The 21,852-nt window shown below is 57.7% G+C and carries 16 protein-coding genes; 9 read left to right on the forward strand and 7 right to left on the reverse strand.

All coding sequences use genetic code 11. From position 1 onward, the window contains the following. Window positions 1-63: 63 nt before the first annotated feature. The 5 genes from yegD (at window position 64) to ROR01S_RS02030 (ending at window position 5,871) form a co-directional block, all read left to right on the forward strand. The gene (yegD, locus tag ROR01S_RS02015; protein WP_032717933.1) at window positions 64-1,416 is read left to right on the forward strand and encodes a molecular chaperone; all 1,353 of its coding nucleotides are present in this window, start codon (window positions 64-66) and stop codon (window positions 1,414-1,416) included. 510 nt (window positions 1,417-1,926) lie between these two features. Continuing rightward, window positions 1,927-3,855, forward strand: coding sequence for a sensor histidine kinase (locus tag ROR01S_RS02020; RefSeq protein WP_048024023.1), 1,929 nt, complete (start codon window positions 1,927-1,929; stop codon window positions 3,853-3,855). Next, entirely contained in the window at window positions 3,852-4,547 is a 696-nt protein-coding gene (locus ROR01S_RS02025; protein ID WP_032717909.1) for a response regulator transcription factor, read from the forward strand. Before ROR01S_RS02020 ends, ROR01S_RS02025 begins: the two co-directional genes overlap by 4 nt. 417 nt (window positions 4,548-4,964) lie before the next feature. After that, on the forward strand, window positions 4,965-5,102 hold the full coding sequence (locus ROR01S_RS26935; protein WP_054829388.1) for a small membrane protein: 138 nt from the start codon (window positions 4,965-4,967) through the stop codon (window positions 5,100-5,102). A gap of 151 nt (window positions 5,103-5,253) precedes the next feature. Continuing rightward, a complete protein-coding gene (locus ROR01S_RS02030; protein WP_015583893.1) occupies window positions 5,254-5,871 on the forward strand; it encodes a helix-turn-helix transcriptional regulator in 618 nt (205 codons plus the stop codon). A gap of 316 nt (window positions 5,872-6,187) precedes the next feature. Here ROR01S_RS02030 and ROR01S_RS02035 read toward each other — a convergent pair whose 3' ends face one another. Both ROR01S_RS02035 and ROR01S_RS02040 read right to left on the reverse strand, forming a co-directional pair. Continuing rightward, on the reverse strand, window positions 6,188-7,456 hold the full coding sequence (locus ROR01S_RS02035; RefSeq protein WP_015583892.1) for a dicarboxylate/amino acid:cation symporter: 1,269 nt from the start codon (window positions 7,454-7,456) through the stop codon (window positions 6,188-6,190). 237 nt (window positions 7,457-7,693) lie between these two features. Beyond that, a complete protein-coding gene (locus ROR01S_RS02040; protein WP_064359066.1) occupies window positions 7,694-8,812 on the reverse strand; it encodes a succinylglutamate desuccinylase/aspartoacylase family protein in 1,119 nt (372 codons plus the stop codon). A 14-nt stretch (window positions 8,813-8,826) separates the two neighbouring features. On the opposite strand from ROR01S_RS02040, the gene ROR01S_RS02045 reads away from it, so the two are divergent. Beyond that, window positions 8,827-9,282 carry an Lrp/AsnC family transcriptional regulator gene (locus ROR01S_RS02045; protein ID WP_004864612.1) on the forward strand — a complete coding sequence of 152 codons (456 nt, stop codon included), beginning with the start codon at window positions 8,827-8,829 and terminating at the stop codon, window positions 9,280-9,282. Here the strand turns inward: ROR01S_RS02045 and ROR01S_RS02050 are convergent, their stop codons facing one another. The 5 genes from ROR01S_RS02050 to ROR01S_RS02070 form a co-directional block, all read right to left on the reverse strand. Then, window positions 9,283-10,008, reverse strand: a complete 726-nt coding sequence (locus ROR01S_RS02050; protein WP_015583890.1) for an ABC transporter permease — start codon at window positions 10,006-10,008, stop codon at window positions 9,283-9,285. Then, complete coding sequence (locus tag ROR01S_RS02055; RefSeq protein ID WP_015583889.1) at window positions 10,005-10,697, reverse strand: ABC transporter permease; 693 nt, start codon at window positions 10,695-10,697, stop codon at window positions 10,005-10,007. Before ROR01S_RS02055 ends, ROR01S_RS02050 begins: the two co-directional genes overlap by 4 nt. Before the next feature lie 64 nt (window positions 10,698-10,761). Next, on the reverse strand, window positions 10,762-11,535 hold the full coding sequence (locus tag ROR01S_RS02060) for an ABC transporter substrate-binding protein (protein WP_015583888.1): 774 nt from the start codon (window positions 11,533-11,535) through the stop codon (window positions 10,762-10,764). Between the two features lie 30 nt (window positions 11,536-11,565). Next, window positions 11,566-12,327, reverse strand: a complete 762-nt coding sequence (locus ROR01S_RS02065) for a dimethylarginine dimethylaminohydrolase family protein (protein WP_032717915.1) — start codon at window positions 12,325-12,327, stop codon at window positions 11,566-11,568. Between the two features lie 188 nt (window positions 12,328-12,515). Further along, the gene (locus tag ROR01S_RS02070) at window positions 12,516-14,054 is read right to left on the reverse strand and encodes an EAL domain-containing protein (RefSeq protein WP_064359067.1); all 1,539 of its coding nucleotides are present in this window, start codon (window positions 14,052-14,054) and stop codon (window positions 12,516-12,518) included. 346 nt (window positions 14,055-14,400) lie between these two features. Here ROR01S_RS02070 and ROR01S_RS02075 point away from each other — a divergent pair, with 346 nt between their 5' ends. The 3 genes from ROR01S_RS02075 to mdtC are packed head-to-tail and all read left to right on the forward strand — an operon-like array spanning window position 14,401 to window position 21,851. Next, complete coding sequence (locus ROR01S_RS02075) at window positions 14,401-15,651, forward strand: MdtA/MuxA family multidrug efflux RND transporter periplasmic adaptor subunit (protein WP_015583885.1); 1,251 nt, start codon at window positions 14,401-14,403, stop codon at window positions 15,649-15,651. Then, entirely contained in the window at window positions 15,651-18,773 is a 3,123-nt protein-coding gene (locus ROR01S_RS02080; RefSeq protein WP_032717917.1) for an MdtB/MuxB family multidrug efflux RND transporter permease subunit, read from the forward strand. Before ROR01S_RS02075 ends, ROR01S_RS02080 begins: the two co-directional genes overlap by 1 nt. Beyond that, entirely contained in the window at window positions 18,774-21,851 is a 3,078-nt protein-coding gene (mdtC, locus tag ROR01S_RS02085; protein ID WP_015583883.1) for a multidrug efflux RND transporter permease subunit MdtC, read from the forward strand. It begins immediately after the preceding gene. Window position 21,852: the final 1 nt, after the last annotated feature.

A 21,852-nucleotide genomic window follows, 5' to 3' on the forward strand; every position in this document is an offset into this window, starting at 1 on the left:
CGCCGTGGCGGCAATCCGCTAAAGTCGCCCCCCTTCTTCACTGGCATGGGGATTTTTCAGGTCATGTTTATTGGTTTTGACTACGGAACCGCCAACTGTTCGGTTGCCGTAATGCGCGATAACCTTCCGCAATTGTTAACGCTGGAAAACGGCAGCAAGCTGCTGCCATCAATGCTGTCGGCGCCGACCCGCGAAGCGGTCAGCGAATGGCTCTATCGCCATCATGACGTGCCGACCAACGGCGCTGAAAACCAGGCGCTGCTGCGTCGCGCCATCAACTATAACCGCGATGAAGACATCGACGTCCTCGGCAACAGCGTCCAGTTTGGTCTGGCCTCGCTGCATCAATATGTCGACGATCCGGAAGAAGTGTACTTCGTTAAATCCCCGAAATCGTTCCTCGGCGCCAGCGGCCTGAAGCCGCAGCAGGTTGCGCTGTTTGAAGACCTGGTATGCGCCATGATGCTGCATATTAAACAGCAGGCGCAGACCCAGCTTCCGGAGACGATTGACCAGGCGGTAATTGGCCGGCCGATCAACTTCCAGGGGCTGGGCGGCGATGACGCCAATGCCCAGGCGCAGGGGATCCTCGAGCGCGCGGCGAAACGCGCCGGTTTCCGTGACGTCGTTTTCCAGTTTGAACCGGTTGCCGCCGGGCTGGATTTCGAAGCGACGCTCAGCGAAGAAAAACGCGTACTGGTCGTCGATATCGGCGGCGGCACCACCGACTGTTCGCTGCTGCTGATGGGGCCGCAGTGGCGGCAGAAAGCCGATCGTCAGCAAAGTTTACTCGGCCACAGCGGCTGCCGCGTCGGCGGGAACGATCTCGACATCGCGCTGGCCTTTAAATGCCTGATGCCGCTGCTGGGGATGGGTGGCGAAACTGAAAAAGGGATCGCCTTACCGGTGCTGCCGTGGTGGAACGCCGTGGCGATCAACGATGTGCCGGCGCAAACCGATTTCTACAGCAGCGCCAACGGTCGTTTGCTCAATGACTTGCTGCGCGATGCCCGCGATGCCGATAAAGTGGCGCTGCTGCTGAAAGTCTGGCGCCAGCGTCTGAGCTATCGCCTGGTGCGCAGTGCGGAGGAGAGTAAAATCGCCCTCTCCGCGCAGGAGCAGGTGACCGCCGGGCTGCCGTTTATCGGCAACGAACTGGCCACGGCTATCAGCCAGCAGGGACTTGAAGCGGCGTTGAATCAGCCGCTGACGCGTATTATGGAGCAGGTTCAGCTGGCGCTGGACAACAGCCGCGAAACGCCGGATGTGATCTACCTGACCGGGGGGAGCGCCCGCTCACCGCTGATTAAGAAAGCGCTGGCGGCCCACCTGCCGGGTATTCCGATCGCCGGCGGAGATGATTTTGGCTCCGTTACCGCCGGTCTGGCCCGCTGGGCGCAGGTCGTTTTCGCTTAACGTTCACGGGGCAGCCCTGCCCCGTTTTCCTCTGTGGCTTCTCCTCCCGGAACGCCACCGCCGAAAATCGCGCCATGGCATAAATCAGCTTCCCGGAAATGGGCTCTCGCCAGGCAAACATGCGCTCCCCGCGGTTTTATCATCGCCCTGCTTTCCCGGCAGTAGCGTTTTATATCGCAGCATAGGCAAAGCGACATCATGTTACCCCGTTTGGGGCTCGTCATGCCGGATACCCTCACCGCGCATGCCTTGTCTGACGCGGCGTAGCGAACAGGTCTGGCCAGTGCGGCCTGCTGCAAATAACGCTGGTACAATCTCCCCGCCCCCTGCAGAATGCTGTGCCGTCTGAAACTGCGCTTTTATTTCCCGACATCCGGGGGGACCGCCTGTGCATGTCGCAGACATGATTGATTATTCCAGTCACCGTTATTCATCCATGCCGCAGGGGGGAGTTTGAATCGTATACGCGCCGTTCCTGGCTTCGCCGTGTCGTTCGCCTGGGTCTACAGAGTGCTCTTCTGGGTCGGCTTTAGCATTGCGGCCAGCCTGTCGTTTTCTTCCCCCGTCGCGGCGCAAAGTCGTCAGATTGGCATTGATATTCCCGTGCAGTGGGTGACCGATATTGACGGGTCGATGACGCTGGAGGCGTTTCTCGCCCTGCCGGAGAGTAAGCTCAATTCGGGGCAGCGCATCCCCTCATTTGGCTACTCATCGAAAACGTACTGGTTTAAGAGCCGCCTGCCGGCGGCCGATTTTGACGGTGAATCTCGCTGGCTGCAGCTCGGCCCCTCCTTTATCGATCATCTCAGCGTTTTCTATCGTCCTGCCGGCAGCGATCTTCCGTGGACGCACAAAGAGTTTGGCGACCACGCCTCGACCCGCGATAGTGACCTGGACTATCGTGAAAGCGTTCTGATCTTACCGCCGCCCCCTGGCGACGCGGGATACGAGATGGTTTTTCGCCTGCGCAGCAGCAGTACCCTGATCCTGCTGGCGACGCTCTCTTCTCCACAGGAGTTTGTCAGCACCGCAACCCGGGATACCGCATTCTGGAGCTTCTATTTTGGCCTGGCGGCGATTGCCAGCGGAATTGCCCTGTGGCTTGCCTTAGTGTTACGTCGCCGCCTGCTGTGGGGAATATGCCTGTTTTCCCTCAACTATCCGCTGGTGGCGGCGCTACACGGCTACCCGGAATGGTTTTTTGGCGATGCCGTTCTCCCCGTGCAGGATGCGATGATCAGCTACCTGTCATTGCTCAGCTACGCCACCGCGCTGTGGTTGCATAGCGAGGTTTTTGATCTTAAAAACAATATGCCGCGCCTGCACCGGCTGCTGCTCGTTGCTATTGGCGTCAATATTGTGCTTCTCGCCAGCGTGCCCCTCGGCTTTTATGGGCTGGCCATGCAGATCGAGGCAGCGATGTTCTTTATTGCCGCGCCGATTCTGCTGATCACCTCATGGCTGCTCTGGCGACGCAAAGCCATCGATTTGAATACGCTGCTGTTGGGACTGCTTCCGCCCGTCTACGTGGCCTCCGCCGCGCTGGTGCTTCTCTCGATACACGGGGTGATCCCTTTTCATAACACCATCTATTCCGCCTGGCAGTACGCGCTGATTGTTCATATTGTCACCGTCCTTATCATTGCGGTCCTGCGAGTACGGGCTGAAAATCGCAGGCTGGTGCAAAAACAACAGCTGACGCGCGAACTGCAGATCGAACGCGAAGCAAGCTTTCATCAACGTCAGTTTATGGGGATGGTGGCGCACGAGTTCAGAACGCCGCTTTCGGTTATCCAGGCCGCGCTGGAGAACCTGCGCCTGTGCTCTCCGGAGGCGGCGCAACGGCCGCGCCTGGACCGCATGCAGCGCGCCACCACGCGTCTGGTTCAGTTAACCGATAACTGTCTGGCCGATGCCCGGCTCTCATCCAGCGCGCTGCATGTCGATAAGCAAAATGCCGATCTGCTAGCGGTCATTCGCATGGCGGCAACAGTGGTTGAACTCTCGTCAAACCATTTTCTGACGATCACCCTGGCCGGGCGCACCGTCGACGCGACGACCCGTTCGCCCCCCCTCTTTGCCGATAGCGCGCTGCTGTGCATTGCGCTGGCCAATCTCCTGGACAATGCGGTGAAGTACACGCCGTCCGGCGAGATTGCGATTGCCATTCGCCCAAACGCGAACTGCTGTGAAATTGCGATCCGTGACCAGGGACCGGGTATTGCCGTCGATCATATCGACCAGATCTTTGAGCGTTACCGGCGCGGCGCAGTCCGCACCGCGACGCCCGCCGGCACCGGTCTTGGACTGTATGTCGCCCGGCAAATCATACAAGCTCACGGCGGTGAGCTTTGGCTGGCCAATAACGGTCCGACGGGATGCGAATTTGCGCTCACGCTGCCCCAGGATGACCTACCACAGCAGAAGGGTAAATCATGACATTACGCGTGGCCATCATTGAAGATAGCGCCGATCTCCTCGATGAACTGCTGGCCTTCCTGCGCTTTCGCGGCTTCGACGCATGGGGGGTACACAGCGCGGAAGCCTTCTGGCGGCAGCTGCATCGTGACCCGGTGGATATTGTACTGGTTGATATTGGCTTGCCTGGCGAAGATGGCTTCAGCGTTCTGGACTATCTGCATGAGCTTGGCGAGTACGGGCTGATTGTGATGACGGCCAGGGGGCATGAGCAGGATAAACTGCAGGCGTTCAATCTTGGCGCAGATTTCTATCTCATCAAGCCGGTGAATTTTTCCGTTCTGGCAGAGACCATCCATGCGTTGGGCGCCCGGCTGATGCAGCAACACCCCGGCTCCCCGGTCGCGGCCCCCGTAGCCGAGAAATTAGCCTCTTCATCCTGGGTACTGCAGCCGGAAAACCTGGTGGCGCCGTCCGGCATAGCGCTGCCGCTGACCCAGCAGGAGCATCGGATGATGGCGCGCTTAATGCGCAATCCAGGCGAGGTCTGTCGCAAGGTCGATCTGCACGCGTTTCTTTTCCCCGATGAAATTGAGGCGGAGCTGCACCGCATTGACGTGGTGATCAGCCGACTGCGCAACAAAGCGCGACTGCACGGGGTAACATTGCCCATCCGGGCCATTTTTGGCAAAGGCCTGGCGTTTATTCCCTGAGGTTTCTCATCGCCGTCGTGCCAGCGGGCAGACGCACTCTTCGCCAGTTTTATTATCCATAAGTTATTCATTTTGCTGTTGTTGTTAATTTTTCTTATTTTTTGAGAGAAATGAGAGAAATGAGACTGACAGTGAATTAAGAATTTTCTTACATTGACCTCATGCCGCAAATGTCGTGACCGAAATCAGCCATGCTGCGGAAGGGGAACGCGCGCCCCCTTTCGCACTAGCCAACCTGCGGACAGGCGGGGTTTAACCCTGCCAGGGTTTCGTTCAAGGCGGCGACGTTACGCGAATATTCTCTGCGGCAGACGCCGCGACGCTAGCAGCTTCACGCGGAATAACAGAATAATAATATTCGCATTCACGCCGAGGCGTATTTATCACAGCATAAAACTCAGTTAAGGATTATTCATTATGGCCTTACAAACGTGGCTGGCCTTATTGCTATGCCTGTTTTTCCTCGCTGTCTCCGTTTACAGCCTTATTTCTTATATAAAAGACAGGAGAAAAGAGCGTATTCCTTTCGCGAACAGAAAAATGCGCAGAAAATAATCGTGGCAGCCTCCTGCCACTGCCGTCGTGGTTATGAAAGGTTATTCTTCCGTTCATAAATACGATATTCCTGAGACACGGCAATTGCCGTAAACGCCCGAAAGGTTGCTCGCAGCATGGCTATATGCCAGTGCCGCAGGATAGTCACGTCATGAGAAAAATAAATATCGCGATTATCAGCCGCAACACCTTCCTCAGGGCGTCGCTAATGGCAATTATCCACGATCTCACCCGGGCCAGCGACGCCCTGACGATTGAGTTCAGCGGTCACTCCAGCGAGTTGTCCGCGCAGGACATCATCATCGCTGAGATTCTCCCGGGTGAGATTCACCTCTGTAATACCAGCATTAAAAACCGTAAGAAAAACAGTTCAGTGATCATTTTGCACCGCTATGATGAGCTGCCGGAAAAGACGCGGATCGTCAACTGCCTGAAAGATGTCACCTTCGTTCCCGTGAGAACGGTCAATATTGACAGCCTGCGTGAGATTATTGGCCGGGCGCTCGCCAGGAGTGAAGAGCCGGAGTCAAAACGGGCGCTCGACTCAACATCAATATGCGCCAACTGCCCGCACAAAAGCCTGTCGCCTTCGCAGGTCGTCGTTGCCCATGGTCTGATGAATGGCTTTGATATTGGTAAAATTTCCGCCCTTCATCAGCTCAGCCCGAAGACCGTGATTTATCATAAAAATCAGATCATGGAAAAATACGGACTGAATAATCATTATGACTTCTTTCAGTTCATTAGCGTGTTAAAAGAACGCGGATAAAATCAATCAGCGCATCTGCGCGCACAATTGAAACAGGGAAAATTAGGAATTCAACGGGTTGCTCAGGTTATCCGTTCTGAAAACAAGCTTACCCGCGGGAAATAACTTCTCATCCACCGTAGCTAACCGATAAAATTATTCACCACCCGGGTATAAAGATACTGCCGCGTATTTTTGTACCATGAAAATAATAGGTTAATCGGGGTGGATTCGTTTCGTCACATTGCCCCTTGCGTGCCTGTTGGGGGCCTCTTTTTCCGCAACATTTTCCCGCGCTATACGAGAGAACGCCCTCCGCGAAGAGGGCGTTGAGCAATCAGGCCTGCACCTGCTGAGGTTGCGCTTCCGGCTCCTCTTCCTGCAACAGCCCTTCGTTTTTCGACAGCATCGCCGTGGCAATTCCGTTGCCCAGCACATTGATCGCCGAACGGCCCATATCAAGGAAATGGTCGATGCCCATCAACAGCAAAATCCCGGCGACGGGGATATTGAAGCTCGGAATCGTGGCGGCCAGTACCACCAGCGCAGAACGCGGGACCCCGGCAATCCCTTTTGATGCCAGCATCAAGGTCAGCATCATGACGGTAATTTCGCTAAAACTCAGCTGGATGTTATAAGCCTGGGCAATAAACATCGAAGCGAACGAGCAGTAGACCATCGACCCCACCAGGTTAAAGGAGTAGCCAATGGGCAGCACGAAGGAGACGATGTTGCGCGAGCAGCCAAAACTGACCAGCCGCTCCAGGGTCTTCGGATACGCCGCCTCAGAGCTGCTGGTGGTGAACGCCACCAGCACCGGATCTTTGAGCATGTTGAGCAGGCGGAAGACCTCTTTTTTCAGCACCATATAACCTACCGCCAGCAGCACCGCGCTGGTCAGCAGCACCGCGATGTAGTAGCCGCCGATAAAGGAGGCGTAGTTAAGCAAAATGCCCATCCCCTGCGAGGCGATAACCGATGAGATGGCGGCAAAAATAGCCAGCGGAGCCACGTACATCACATATCCGGTGACCTTCAGCATGATATGAGAGACGACGTTGAGCGCGGCGACCAGCGGCGCGTTGAATTTCTCCCCCAGCGAGGCCCCGGCGATGCCGAAGAACATCGAGAACACCACGATTTGCAGAATTTCGTTGTTCGCCATTGCCTCGGTAATACTGGTCGGGATGGTGTGAGACAGGAACCCTTTTAAGCTCATTCCGCTGACCGCAAGGCCGGTATCCACCGACTCTTTAGGAATCGCCAGGTTTAAGCCTGCGCCGGGATGTTCAATGGTCACAATCACCAGCCCGACCAGAATAGAGAGGATCGACGAGGTGATGAACCACACCATCGCCTTACCGCCCACTCGCCCGATAGTCGCGGTTTCTCCCAGACGCATAATCCCCACCGTCAGCGTACTGAAGACTAATGGCGCAATGACCATCTTAATCAGCCGCAAGAACATGTCGGTAAAGAGCGTAATATTTTCTGCCCATGAGGTAATTGTGCCCGGAGAGGCATACGCATGAATCACCGCGCCGGAGAGGATCCCCAGCAGCATGAAAATAACGATAAACAGCGTGAGTTTGTTTGCACTTGCCACAACAATGAACCCCTGATTTATTTAATGTATTGATTTTAATGCACATATGTTTTTTTTATCCGTATGCATTAAACATTCACCACATAAATTGAATAAAAGACGCAAGGGTTACAACTCTTTTTTAGTTATTTATCTCTGCAGTTGATAAAACTGTTGATGCATATCAATCCTCATCCACTCCGCGGCCGCCGCCGCGGATTCTGACGCCCGATGGCGGAGGTCTCCCGGCCGCCCGTTTTACATCGCCAGCCCCCCGCCGCCGGCATAAGGCTGCTTGCCGACTATTTTCATCACCTCGGCGCCAAAGGTGACAAATGGCGCCCGCCGGCTGGCGTAAATCAACCCGCCGACCTGCGGACGGACCGATTGAATCATATCGGTGAGAGGGTCGATAATCTCGGCCACCACCTCATCGGCGCTGACCCACTCGCCGGGCTGTTTCAACGGTACGAGGATCCCGCTCGCCGGCGCGGTGACAATCTCTCCCCCTGAAAAGGGCAACATCAGCGTCTCCTGCTGTGGGACCGGCGGGCATGCGCCCGCCAGCACGCCGCGGTATTGCAAGTAACGGTACAGACGTTCGGCATCCTCACGAGCCAGCGCGTGATTCACATCCTGCTGACCGCGCAGCTCCACGGTCACCGCCATACAGCCAGGCTGGCCGTGCTGCCATTGCGGAAAGCGGGCGGCCAGGCGATGCCAGGGCAACCCGCAGGCTTCATCAAACGAGTAACCGCCGCTCTCTTGCGACAGCAGTACCGTTTCAATACCTAAAAAGGCAGCCACCACGCCGGCCTCCGCCTGCCAGGCCGGATCGGCATACAGGTGCAAAATGGCCCGATCGTCGCAGTGCAGATCCAGCACCACGTCGGCATCACAGGCCAGACTCAGCAGATGGTGGCGTAGCGCCTGAACTTCGCTGCGCAGCGGTTCGGCGGCCAGCGCCTCACGCATCGCCTCGCGCACCTGCTGCAGGTATGCTTCACGGGTCAGCGGTTCATCGGCGCAGAGATACCGCTGCGCAAGGGGGGCCAGATCGGGAAAATCGCGGTTAAAGTTGCGACCGCTCGCCAGGTCAAATCGCCCGATACCGCCGTTGAGCACCACCTGAGCCAGGCCCGGCGGGTTAGCGACCGGGACGAGGATAATTTCACCGCGCAGCTCGGCGCGCCGTTCCGCCTGGTTGAGTAATCTTTTAAGATAATGCAGAACCAGCATGCCCGGGATTTCATCGGCGTGCAGTCCCGCCTGGAGATAGATTTTTTCTCCACGGCCGGGTTCGCCAAAGTGAAAATGGGTTAATTGCCGCTGCCCACTCAACGCATGTTCGGGTAAGGTATAGTGTTTAATTTTCATTGGACATCCTATCTGTGGAAAAGAAAGCCCGGCTTGACCGTATCGATCACAAGATCCTTGAAATCCTGCGCCGGGATGGCCGCATTTCTTATCAAAAGCTCTCGGAGCAGGTAAACCTCACCGCCCGTCCCTGCCTGGAACGCGTACGTGGCCTTGAGCGTGACGGCATTATCCGTGGCTACAGCGCGGTGATTGAACTCCCCGAACCGGAGCATGCCTTCGTGGTGCAGGCGCAAATTGCGCTGGCCGACCACGGCCGCTCACAGCCGGTATTTGAACAAGAGATGCGCCAGACGCCGGAGGTGCTCGACTGCTGGCTGGTCAGCGGCAGCTTTGACTTTCTGGTGCGTATCGGCTGTCGCAGCATGGCGCACTACTGCCAGCTGGCCGACAGCTGGCTGACCAGCAAAAAATTTCGCGTCGATAAAATCGTCACCCTGACGGAACTGCAGTCCATCAAACGCTCCTGATCAGGGGCGCTTGATAAACGCCAGCCAGCGTCGTTCCGCCCGCGAAAAGAGGTAAATCAGCAAAAAAGTGCACACTAAATAGAGCGCCGCGGCCATCAGGAACGGGATAAACGGCGAGTAGGTAATGGCATAAAAGGCGCGCGCCACGCCGGTGATATCCAGCAATGTCACGGTACTGGCGAGCGAAGTGGCGTGCAGTAAAAACACCATCTCATTGTTCAGCGCCGGGATCCCGCGCCGCAGCGTAGCGGGCAGGACCAGCCGGCGAATAATCTGCCACTTAGTCATGCCATAGGCTTCCCCGGCCACCCACTCCTGACGCGGAAACGTCGCCATCATCCCCGCCAGCAATTCCGCGACATACGCCGCGGTGTTCAGCACCAGCGCCAGGGTGGCGCAGAAGGTTGCGTCGCGGAACAGCAGCCAGAACGGCCGATCGTTTTGCCAGCCCAGCTGGACGATGTCGAACTGAGACAGCCCGTAATAGATCAGCATCAGCTGCAGATAAAGCGGCGTGCTGCGGAAAAACCAGGTGAAGCCGCGCACGGGCCAGGCCAGCAGGCGCGGACCGTAGGCCTGGCCAATCGCCAGCAGCACCGCCAGCACCATGCCGGGCGCCAGGGCGAGCAAAAACAGCTCCGCCGTCATCGCCAGCCCGCTCGTGGAACCGTTGCCGTCACTCCACAGATAGCCCGGTACCGCCTCGATAAAGGTCTGCAGATTCATTGCGTCGCCCCCGCCGTTGACGAACGCAGGGCGTAGCGCTTCGCCAGAAGGCTAAACAGCCAGCTGGACAAGGCGGTGATGACCATATAAATCAGCGAGACCAGGAAGTAGAACAAAAAGGGTTTCTGCGTGGCGCGCCCGGCCTGTTCCGCCAGCCACACCATATCTTCTAAACCGAGAATGGAGACCAGCGCCGACGCCTTCATCAAACCCAACCAGTTATTATTGATGCCTGGAATGGCAAAGCTCAGCATCTGCGGCAGCATAATCCGCCGGAAGACCAGCCACGGCCGCATGCCGTAGGCTTCAGCCGCTTCGGTTTGTCCCCGATCGACGGTGAGAAACGCGCCGCGAAACGTCTCGGTGTAATAGGCGCCAAACACGAAGCCAATCGCCAGCACGCCGGAAATAAAGGTATTAAAACGCACCGGCCCAAGTCCTGCCAGCGACAGCAGCGCGTTGACCAGCATCTCGCCGCCAAAAAACAGCAGCAGCATAATCACCAGCTCCGGAATGCCGCGCACCAGCGTGGTATAGCCGGTGGAAAACCAGCGCAGCCAACGCGGTCCGAACAGCTTAATCAGCGCATTCACCAGCCCCAGCAGCAGCGCCACCAGCAGTGAGACCAGCATCACGCACAACGATACCCCCGCGCCGCGTAACAGTAGCGGTAAATAATCTGCAACCATATTCTGTCTTCCACCCGTTGCGTAAAGGGGCGCCGCTCGCCGACCGCGCCCTCCCCTTTACGGCTTAATTGCCGTAGATATCGAAGCTAAAGTACTTTTTCTCAATCGCGGCGTAGGTGCCGTCGGCGCGGATCTGCTTGATGGCCTCGTTGAGGGCGTCGCGCAATGCCGGATTGTCTTTATTGACCGCAATGCCGACATCAGACGAGATGCTGCCGTCGCTGATAACCGGGCCAGCGAAGGCGAATTTTTGCCCGCGCGGCGTGTCAACAAAGCTGGTCGCCGCCTGGATATTATCCTGTAAGGAGGCATCGATACGCCCGGAGAGCAGATCCAGATAGACGTTGTCCTGATTGGCGTAACCGACGATCTTCACGCCCTGACCGGCCCAGTGGGTTCTGGCGTAGGCTTCATGGGTTGAGCCGGTTTGTACGCCGACGGTCTTGCCCTTAAGACTGGCGGCCTCCGGCAGCAGCGGACTCCCCTTGCGCGCCACCAGCTGCGCCGCGCTGCGATAGTAGCGATCGGTGAAATCCACTTCCTTCTTACGTTCGTCGGTAATATTCAGCGAAGCAATAATTGCATCAAATTTATGCGCATTCAGCGCGGCGATCATGCTCTCAAACGGCTGCTTGACGAAGACGCACTTCGCTTTTAGCTGCGTACAGAGCGCATTGGCAATGTCGATATCAAAGCCGGTGATCTCGCCGCTGGGCGCCAGCACGTCAAAGGGCGGATAGCCACCGTCAACGCCGAAGCTGATGGTGTCAAACTGCTGGGCGGCGAGCGGCGCGCTGAGCGCCATACAGGCCAGTAAAGCGGTAATGCGTGTTTTCATATTCTGTTACCCCTGATGTCAACGACGTGGCTAAAAACGCAGTGAAAGGCAGGTCAGGCCGCCATCCATTTTCTTAAATTCGCTGGTATCGAGTTGCACAACCGGCATCCCCAGCTTGCTGATCTCGCCCAGGGTATAGGGGTACCCCTGAGGCGTAATTAATGTGTCGTTGATCCAGAGCGTATTCCCGGCGTACGACTCCTCTTCCGGGATCACAATGGTATTGAACCCGCTAAACGCCGGGTGATTGACGTACCCTTCCGTCAGCAGCAACGTATTGCGTCCGACATAGTTGACGATGGACTTCAGGTGCAGCCCGGCGCTCACGTCAATGGACGTCACCTGATAGCCATGCGGCTCAACGGCAGCGGCAAACTCGCGGATCCCCTGCTCATCGGTACGCGCCGTCTGGCCAACAAAGAACTGTTTACCGACCAGCAGCACGTCGCCGCCATCCATATGACCCCGCTCGCTCATGTGCACCAGTGGACGAAAACCGGCAAGCACCGGCGCTATCGATGCCACTTCCCCCTGGCGACTCGGCGCGCCGGGATGAGTGATGACCGCCAGTTCCGGCATGACGACCGCGGTATCTTCAACAAAGTGGGCATCCGGATAATCCGCAGCCGCAGGCAATACGGTCACTTTCAGGCCGAGCTGCAGCAAGGTTTCGACATAGGCGAGGAACTGACGCGTGGTGCCGGCAATATCCGGCGCGCCGAGCCGGGCGGTGGTTTGACCGGCGGCACAGGTTGCGGCCGGCAGGCGGGCGATAGCCTGGTTAAAATGCATAGAGAACCCTCAGGTGACTAGTGATCGTTGTTGTTCCCGACATGCCGGTAAAGCAACGGGTTTTCTTGATTATCAAACAGATGTTGTCACCAGTCCGGCTGAATAGCCGGCCACAAAGGTCAATTTACGCTGTATATTGCCGGGGAAACGACGCATTCCGCTGTCGGATGACGGGCTCTTGCCGAAGGCTAGCGCGGCGCGTTTGCCGCCGGATGAGAGGGAGAGACGGGAAGGAGCAGCGCGGTGAGTTTTTCGATCGGCATCGACCGGTAAAAATACCATCCCTGAATTAACGCATTTTCATCGAAGGATTTGACGAACTCAAAATCCGCTTTACTCTCCACGCCTTCAAAAACGATTTGCTTATTCAGCCTGCAAACGACATCAAGAAGCGAGGTCAGAATAGCTCGTTTATACTCATTCTTAAGTCCGTTGACGAAAAATTTATCCAGTTTTATCTCATCATAAAACACTTCGGTTAACCACTGCAGGTTTGAAGAGCCGGTGCCGAAATCATCGAGGGCGATGCGCAATCCGCGGTTCATCGCCTGTAAAGAAAAGGCGGCGATTTTTTTATAGTATTCGCCGCTTCTTTCGGTAATCTCAATTTTAATCTGCTGAGGGCGAATACCTTTATGTTGCAAAACCCGCAGGAGATTATCTAAATAAAGCGGGTCATTAATTTCATATTTGCCGATATTAATCGCGAGGGTAAAGCGGGCGTCGGCGAGCAGAATGGTTTTCAACTCGCTGGTGGCCTTCTCCATCACCAGCTGCGAAAGATCGTGGTAAACATTCAGCTGTTCGGCCATTGAAATAAACAGCTCCGGAGAGATGTGACCATAGCGCGGATCATGCCAGCGAACCAGCGCCTCGACGCCGACTATGCGTTCATTTTTAGCGCACACCAACGGCTGATATTCCATGTAAATGCGCTGATTAATAATCGCTTTTTTTAAGCGAAACTCCAGCGATCGCCGTTCGCTGAGATAGCTCAGAATGGAATAGACAATCGCGGCGCCGAGAATAAAAGCCGCGCCCACCATGAGGACGATAAGGAGCGGAGAGAGGGACAAAAATCCCTGTTTTCGCTCCGTCAGATGAGTGCAAATATCGAATTTACTGCTGCATAAGCTAACGCTTATCGACGACCTTGCCCCGATCGCGAATTTCATATTATTAAGAAAAACATGTTCACCGTTCAGGCTGGTTAAAGAAAAATTAAAACCGTGGTGCTGGCGGGAAAATGTGCTAAAGGCAAATGATGAGGTAAAGGAAATAATATTGCCTTGTTGGGTCATATCGAGAACCACCCCGTACGGGAGATAGTTTTTTACGCCCGGGTAAATACGGTATCCATTCGGTACGACATATTTTTCGGCGGGGAGCGGCAGCGGTTTATCCAGCCTGCCCCAGTTGGCGGTGCAGGCCAGCTTACCGTTCTCCACGATGCCAATGTCTTCCACGCTGGCATACTTCCAGATAACCTCTCGCAAGGCCGCGATCGCCTGTTTGTTACAGCCATCAAGATGTCGCTTCTGCGCGTGATCAATAGAAGAGATGATTTGCGTGGTCACATCTTCGGCGTGGGCGAGAAGCTCATGGCTCAACGTATCAAGCTGAGCGCGCTGGTTATTTAACATCACAGCGTTGGTCAGCAAAACGGAAAGGAGCACGGCGATGCCGCCGCCCGTCAACAGCCATTTCGTCTTATGGATAAATTTCATCGTCTCTGCACAACTCCTGGTGGATGCCGGTATTCGCGTGACAAATCCGGACACCCGACGTACCCGTCCCTGCAGTACAAATCTATAATCTTGATAATAATGGCGTCAGGGCGGTTATACCAGACATGAAAAATCGCCTCGTCCAGCCAGAACCTGGAGCAAACGCGCAGGCTACGGCGAATGACGGGTCAGTTTTGCCCTCTTTTTTAGCCTAACCAGCTCATCGAAAAGCGTTTTATCCAGACATATCTCAACAGTCTTTTCATAATTCCTCCATTTTTGCGGGGCGTTTGGTCACTAAACTAGTATCATTTCGCGAAACGTTTCAGGATGAGATAGCAAATTAATGAAAGGCAGTCATACACTCCGTTGGGGCATCGCGCTGGCGGTCATCGTCATTGCCGGTGCCGGGTACTGGTTCTGGCAGAGTCGTGAAGCGACAAACGCTACGCCTGCGGCGGCAAATGGCTCACAGCCGCAGGCGCCAGGCGGCGGTCGCCATGGCCGCTTCGGCGCGGCCCTGGCACCGGTTCAGGCGGCAACAGCCACCAGCGAATCGGTGCCTCGCTATCTCAGCGGCCTCGGTACGGTGACGGCAGCCAACACGGTGACCGTACGCAGCCGGGTGGATGGCCAGCTGTTAGCTATCCACTTCCAGGAAGGCCAGCAGGTCAAAGCGGGCGATCTGCTCGCCGAAATCGACCCCAGTCAGTTTAAAGTCGCGCTGGCGCAGGCCCAGGGCCAGTTGGCGAAAGATAAAGCCACGCTCGCTAACGCCCGACGCGATCTCGCCCGCTATCAACAGCTGGTGAAGAGCAATCTTGTTTCCCGCCAGGAGCTGGATACCCAGCAGTCGCTGGTCAGCGAAACGGAAGGCACCATCAAAGCCGACGAAGCCGCCGTGGCCAGCGCCCAGCTGCAGCTGAACTGGAGCCGCATCACCGCGCCGATTGACGGCCGCGTTGGCTTAAAACAGGTGGATATCGGCAATCAGATTTCAAGCAGCGATACCACCGGCATCGTGGTGTTAACCCAAACCCACCCAATCGATTTGGTCTTCACGCTGCCGGAAAATGATATCGCGACCGTTGTCCAGGCGCAGAAAGCCGGGAAAACGCTGCAGGTTGAGGCCTGGGACCGGACCAACAAACAAAAAATCAGCGAAGGGTCGCTGCTGAGTCTGGATAACCAGATTGACGCCACCACCGGGACCATCAAACTGAAAGCGCGCTTTAACAACCAGGACGACACCCTGTTCCCGAACCAGTTCGTGAACGCCCGTATGCTGGTAGACACGGAACAGAACGCCATCGTCATCCCGACTGCCGCACTGCAGATGGGCAATGAAGGCCATTTCGTCTGGGTATTGAACGATGAGAATAAAGTCAGCAAGCACACCGTCACGCCGGGTATTCAGGACAGTCTGAAGGTGGTGATTACCGCCGGGCTGTCGGCGGGTGACCGGGTGGTTACTGACGGTATCGATCGTCTGACCGAAGGGGCAAAAGTGGAAGTGGTGGACCCGCACAGCGCGCCGGCGGCCGCGGCGGAGAAAGCCACCAGCCGTGAGTATGGCCATAAAGGAGCGCGCTCCTGATGCAGGTATTACCCCCGAGCAGTACGGGCGGCCCTTCCCGACTGTTTATTCTGCGCCCGGTCGCCACCACGCTGCTGATGGTGGCGATTATGCTGGCGGGGATCATCGGCTATCGATTCCTGCCGGTTTCCGCCTTGCCGGAAGTGGATTATCCGACCATTCAGGTAGTCACCCTCTATCCCGGCGCCAGTCCGGACGTCGTCACATCGGCGATTACCGCCCCGCTGGAACGCCAGTTTGGCCAGATGTCGGGCCTGAAGCAGATGTCGTCGCAAAGTTCCGGCGGCGCCTCGGTGGTCACGCTCCAGTTCCAGCTTACCCTGCCGCTGGACGTGGCCGAACAGGAGGTCCAGGCCGCGATCAACGCCGCCACCAACCTGCTGCCATCCGACCTGCCGAACCCGCCGGTGTACAGTAAAGTCAACCCGGCCGATCCGCCAATCATGACCCTCGCGGTCACCTCTTCCGCCATTCCGATGACCCAGGTGGAAGATATGGTGGAGACCCGCGTGGCGCAGAAAATTTCCCAGGTCTCCGGCGTCGGGCTGGTGACCCTCGCGGGCGGTCAACGCCCGGCGGTCCGCGTGAAGCTCAATGCGCAGGCGATTGCCGCGCTGGGGCTGACCAGCGAAACCATCCGCACCGCTATCACCAGCGCCAACGTCAACTCGGCCAAAGGCAGCCTTGACGGCCCTTCCCGCGCCGTGACCCTCTCCGCTAACGATCAGATGCAGTCGGCGGAAGATTATCGCCGCCTGATCGTCGCCTGGCAGAACGGCGCGCCGATTCGTCTCGGCGATGTCGCTACCATTGAGCAAGGGGCGGAAAACAGCTGGCTCGGCGCATGGGCGAACAACCAGCAGGCGATCGTCATGAACGTTCAACGCCAGCCGGGAGCGAACATCATCGCCACCGCCGATAGCGTGCGTCAGATGCTGCCGCAGCTGACCGAGAGCCTGCCGAAGTCGGTCAAGGTGCAGGTCCTTTCCGACCGCACCACCAACATTCGCGCGTCGGTGAGCGATACCCAGTTTGAGCTGATGCTGGCGATTGCGCTGGTGGTGATGATCATCTACCTGTTCCTGCGCAACGTACCGGCGACCATTATCCCCGGCGTCGCCGTGCCGCTGTCGCTGGTGGGCACCTTCGCGGTGATGGTGTTCCTCGACTTCTCGATCAACAACCTGACGCTGATGGCGCTCACTATCGCCACCGGCTTCGTTGTCGATGACGCCATCGTGGTGATCGAAAACATCTCGCGCTATATCGAAAAGGGCGAAAAACCGCTCGCCGCCGCGCTGAAAGGTGCCGGAGAGATCGGCTTTACCATCATCTCGTTGACCTTCTCGCTGATTGCGGTGCTGATCCCGCTGCTGTTTATGGGCGATATCGTCGGCCGGCTGTTCCGCGAGTTTGCTATTACCCTCGCGGTGGCAATATTAATTTCCGCCGTCGTCTCGCTGACGCTGACGCCAATGATGTGCGCGCGCATGCTCAGTCACGAGTCGCTGCGTAAGCAAAACCGCTTCTCGCGGGCCAGCGAGCGCTTCTTCGAGCGGGTCATTGCCGCGTATGGTCGGATGCTTAGCCGGGTGCTGAATCACCCGTGGCTGACCCTGAGCGTGGCCTTAGGCACGCTGGTGCTGTCAATCATGCTGTGGGTCTTCATTCCGAAAGGCTTCTTCCCGATTCAGGACAACGGCATTATTCAGGGGACGTTACAGGCTCCGCAGTCCGCTTCGTTTGCGAATATGGCGCAGCGCCAGGAGCAGGTTTCCGCGGCGATCCTCAAAGACCCGGCCGTCGAGAGCCTGACCTCCTACGTCGGGGTGGACGGCACCAACCCGGCGCTGAATAGCGCCCGCCTGCAGATTAACCTCAAACCGCTGGATGAACGCGACGACCGTGTGCAGGCCGTGATTAGCCGCCTGCAAAAATCGGTGGACGGGATCCCCGGCGTCGAGCTCTACCTACAGCCGACGCAGGATCTGACTATCGATACCACCGTCAGCCGGACCCAGTATCAGTTCACCTTGCAGGCGAACTCGCTGGATGCCCTCAGTAACTGGGTGCCGCAGCTGCTGACGCGTCTCCAGGCGCTTCCGCAGCTCTCCGACGTCAGCAGCGACTGGCAGGATAAGGGCCTCGCCGCCTATATCAAAGTCGATCGCGACAGCGCCAGCCGTCTCGGCATCAGCATGGCCGATGTCGATAATGCGCTGTATAACGCCTTCGGCCAGCGGCTGATCTCGACCATCTACACTCAGGCCAACCAGTATCGCGTGGTGCTGGAGCATGACACCCGGGAGACGCCGGGGCTGGCGGCGCTGGACAATATTCGCCTGACCAGCAGCGGGGGCGGCATCGTGCCGCTGAAGTCCATCGCCAGCGTCGAGCAGCGCTTCGCGCCGCTGTCGATTAACCATCTCGATCAGTTCCCGGTGACCACCATTTCGTTCAACGTCCCGGATAACTACTCGCTGGGCGATGCGGTCGACGCCATCCTCGCCGCCGAACAGGCGCTGGATTTGCCGACCGATATCCGCACCCAGTTCCAGGGCAGCACCCTCGCCTTCCAGTCGGCGCTCGGCAACACCGTCTGGCTGGTGGTGGCGGCGGTCGTGGCGATGTATATCGTGCTCGGCGTGCTGTATGAAAGCTTTATCCACCCGATAACCATTCTGTCGACCTTACCGACCGCCGGCGTCGGCGCGCTGCTGGCGCTGTGGCTGGCAGGCAGCGAGCTGGACGTTATCGCCATTATCGGGATTATCCTGCTGATTGGTATCGTCAAGAAGAACGCCATCATGATGATCGACTTTGCGCTGGCCGCCGAACGCGAACAGGGCATGCCGCCACGTGAGGCGATTTATCAGGCCTGCCTGCTGCGTTTTCGCCCGATTCTGATGACCACGCTTGCCGCTCTGCTCGGCGCGCTGCCGCTGATGCTGAGCACCGGCGTCGGCGCCGAGCTACGGCGTCCTCTGGGTATCGGTATGGTGGGCGGTCTGATGTTAAGCCAGGTGCTGACGCTGTTCACCACCCCGGTTATCTATCTGCTCTTCGACCGCCTGTCGCTGTATATCAAGAGCCGCTTCCCACGGCATGAGGAGGAGGCGTAAATGAAGTTTTTCGCCCTCTTCATTTACCGCCCGGTGGCGACGATTCTGATTTCGCTCGCCATCACCCTGTGCGGGGTACTCGGTTTCCGTCTGCTGCCGGTCGCCCCGCTGCCGCAGGTGGATTTCCCGGTGATCATGATCAGCGCCTCGCTGCCCGGCGCGTCGCCGGAAACCATGGCCTCGTCGGTGGCCACGCCGCTTGAACGCTCGCTCGGCCGGATCGCCGGCGTGTCGGAAATGACCTCCACCAGTTCGCTGGGCAGCACGCGCATTATTATGGAGTTCAATTTCGACCGCGATATTAACGGCGCCGCCCGCGATGTGCAGGCGGCGATCAACGCCGCGCAAAGCCTGCTGCCGAGCGGCATGCCAAGCCGCCCGACCTATCGCAAGGCCAACCCATCCGATGCGCCGATTATGATCCTCACGCTCACCTCGGATACCTACTCCCAGGGCGAGCTGTACGATTTTGCCTCGACTCAACTGGCGCAAACCATCGCCCAGATTGACGGCGTTGGCGACGTCGACGTGGGCGGCAGCTCGCTGCCCGCGGTGCGCGTCGACCTCAACCCGCAGGCGCTGTTTAACCAGGGCGTGTCGCTGGACGCCGTGCGCACCGCTATCGATAACGCCAACGTCCGTAGACCGCAGGGGGCGCTGGAAGATCACAGCTCGCGCTGGCAGGTACAAACGAACGATGAGCTCAAAACCGCCGCGGAATACCAGCCGCTGATCGTACACTACAACAACGGCGCGGCGGTGCGTCTTGGCGACGTCGCGCAGATCAGCGATTCGGTGCAGGATGTGCGTAACGCCGGGATGACCAACGCGAAGCCGGCAATTTTGCTGATGATCCGCAAGCTGCCGGAAGCCAATATCATCCAGACGGTCGACAGCATTCGCGCCCGCCTGCCGGATCTGCAAAAAACCATTCCGGCGGCTATCGACCTGCAAATCGCCCAGGACCGCTCGCCGACCATCCGCGCCTCGCTGGAGGAAGTCGAGCAGACGCTGGTGATCTCGGTGGCGCTGGTGATCCTCGTGGTGTTCCTGTTTCTGCGCTCCGGCAGAGCCACGCTGATCCCGGCGGTGGCGGTGCCGGTCTCGCTGATTGGTACCTTTGCGGCCATGTACCTTTGCGACTTTAGCCTCAACAACCTGTCGCTGATGGCCCTGACCATCGCCACCGGCTTCGTCGTCGACGATGCTATCGTGGTGCTGGAAAATATCTCCCGCCATCTTGAGGCCGGGATGAAACCGCTGCAGGCGGCGCTGCAGGGGAGCCGTGAAGTCGGCTTCACCGTGCTGTCGATGAGTCTCTCGCTGGTGGCGGTCTTTTTACCGCTGCTGCTGATGGGCGGCCTGCCGGGGCGGCTGCTACGCGAATTCGCCGTCACCTTATCGGTGGCGATCGGCATCTCGCTGGCGGTCTCCCTTACCCTGACGCCGATGATGTGCGGCTGGCTGCTGAAGAGCGGTAAACCTTCTCAACCCACGCGTAACCGCGGTTTCGGCCGCCTGCTGGTCGCCGTGCAGGGCGGCTACGGTAAATCGCTGAAATGGGTCCTCAGACACAGCCGCATGACCGGTCTGGTGCTGTTGGGGACCATGGCGCTCAGCGTCTGGCTCTATATCTCTATTCCAAAAACCTTCTTCCCGGAGCAGGATACCGGCGTGCTGATGGGCGGCATTCAGGCCGATCAGAGTATCTCTTTCCAGGCGATGCGCGGCAAACTGCAGGACTTTATGCAGATCATCCGCGAAGATCCGGCGGTGGATAACGTGACCGGCTTTACCGGCGGCTCACGGGTGAACAGCGGGATGATGTTTATCACCCTTAAACCTCGCGACCAGCGACATGAAACGGCGCAGCAGATTATCGACCGGCTGCGTAAAAAACTGGCGAAAGAACCGGGCGCCAACCTGTTCTTAATGGCGGTGCAGGATATTCGCGTCGGCGGCCGTCAGGCCAACGCCAGCTATCAGTACACCCTGCTGTCAGACGATCTTTCGGCGCTGCGCGAATGGGAACCGAAGATTCGTAAAGCGCTGGCCGCGCTGCCGGAACTGGCGGACGTCAACTCTGACCAGCAGGATAACGGTGCCGAAATGGACCTCATCTACGATCGCGATACCATGTCGCGCCTTGGGATCAGCGTTCAGGATGCCAACAATCTGCTGAATAACGCCTTCGGCCAGCGGCAGATCTCGACGATTTACCAGCCGCTGAACCAGTATAAAGTGGTGATGGAGGTCGATCCGGTTTATACCCAGGACGTCAGCGCGCTGGATAAGATGTTTGTGATCAACAGCGAAGGTAAGCCGATCCCCCTCGCCTATTTCGCCCGCTGGCAGCCGGCTAACGCGCCGCTGTCGGTCAACCACCAGGGATTGTCGGCAGCGTCGACGATCTCCTTTAACCTGCCGACCGGTAAATCGCTGTCGGAAGCCAGCGATGCCATCAACCGCGCGATGACTCAGCTTGGAGTGCCTTCCAGCGTCCGGGGCTCCTATGCCGGCACCGCGCAGGTCTTCCAGCAGACCATGAACTCGCAGGTTATTTTGATTCTGGCCGCCATTGCGACGGTCTATATCGTGCTGGGGATCCTCTACGAAAGCTATGTGCATCCGTTAACGATTCTCTCCACCCTCCCCTCGGCGGGGGTAGGCGCGCTGCTGGCGCTGGAGCTCTTTGGCGCTCCGTTTAGCCTGATTGCGCTGATCGGCATCATGCTATTAATTGGGATAGTGAAGAAAAACGCCATCATGATGGTCGACTTTGCCCTCGAGGCGCAGCGCAACGGCAATCTGCCGCCGGAAGAGGCAATCTTCCAGGCCTGCCTGCTGCGTTTCCGCCCGATTATGATGACCACCTTAGCGGCGCTGTTTGGCGCCCTGCCGCTGGTGCTCTCGGGCGGCGACGGCTCGGAACTGCGTCAGCCGCTGGGGATCACCATCGTCGGTGGGCTGGTGATGAGTCAGCTGTTGACCCTCTACACTACGCCGGTGGTCTATCTGTTCTTTGACCGTCTGCGGTTGCGTTTTTCGCGAAAACTCAGCCAACCGGTAAGCGAATAAC

This window comes from Klebsiella ornithinolytica NBRC 105727 = ATCC 31898 (assembly GCF_001598295.1).
GTDB lineage: Bacteria > Pseudomonadota > Gammaproteobacteria > Enterobacterales > Enterobacteriaceae > Klebsiella > Klebsiella ornithinolytica.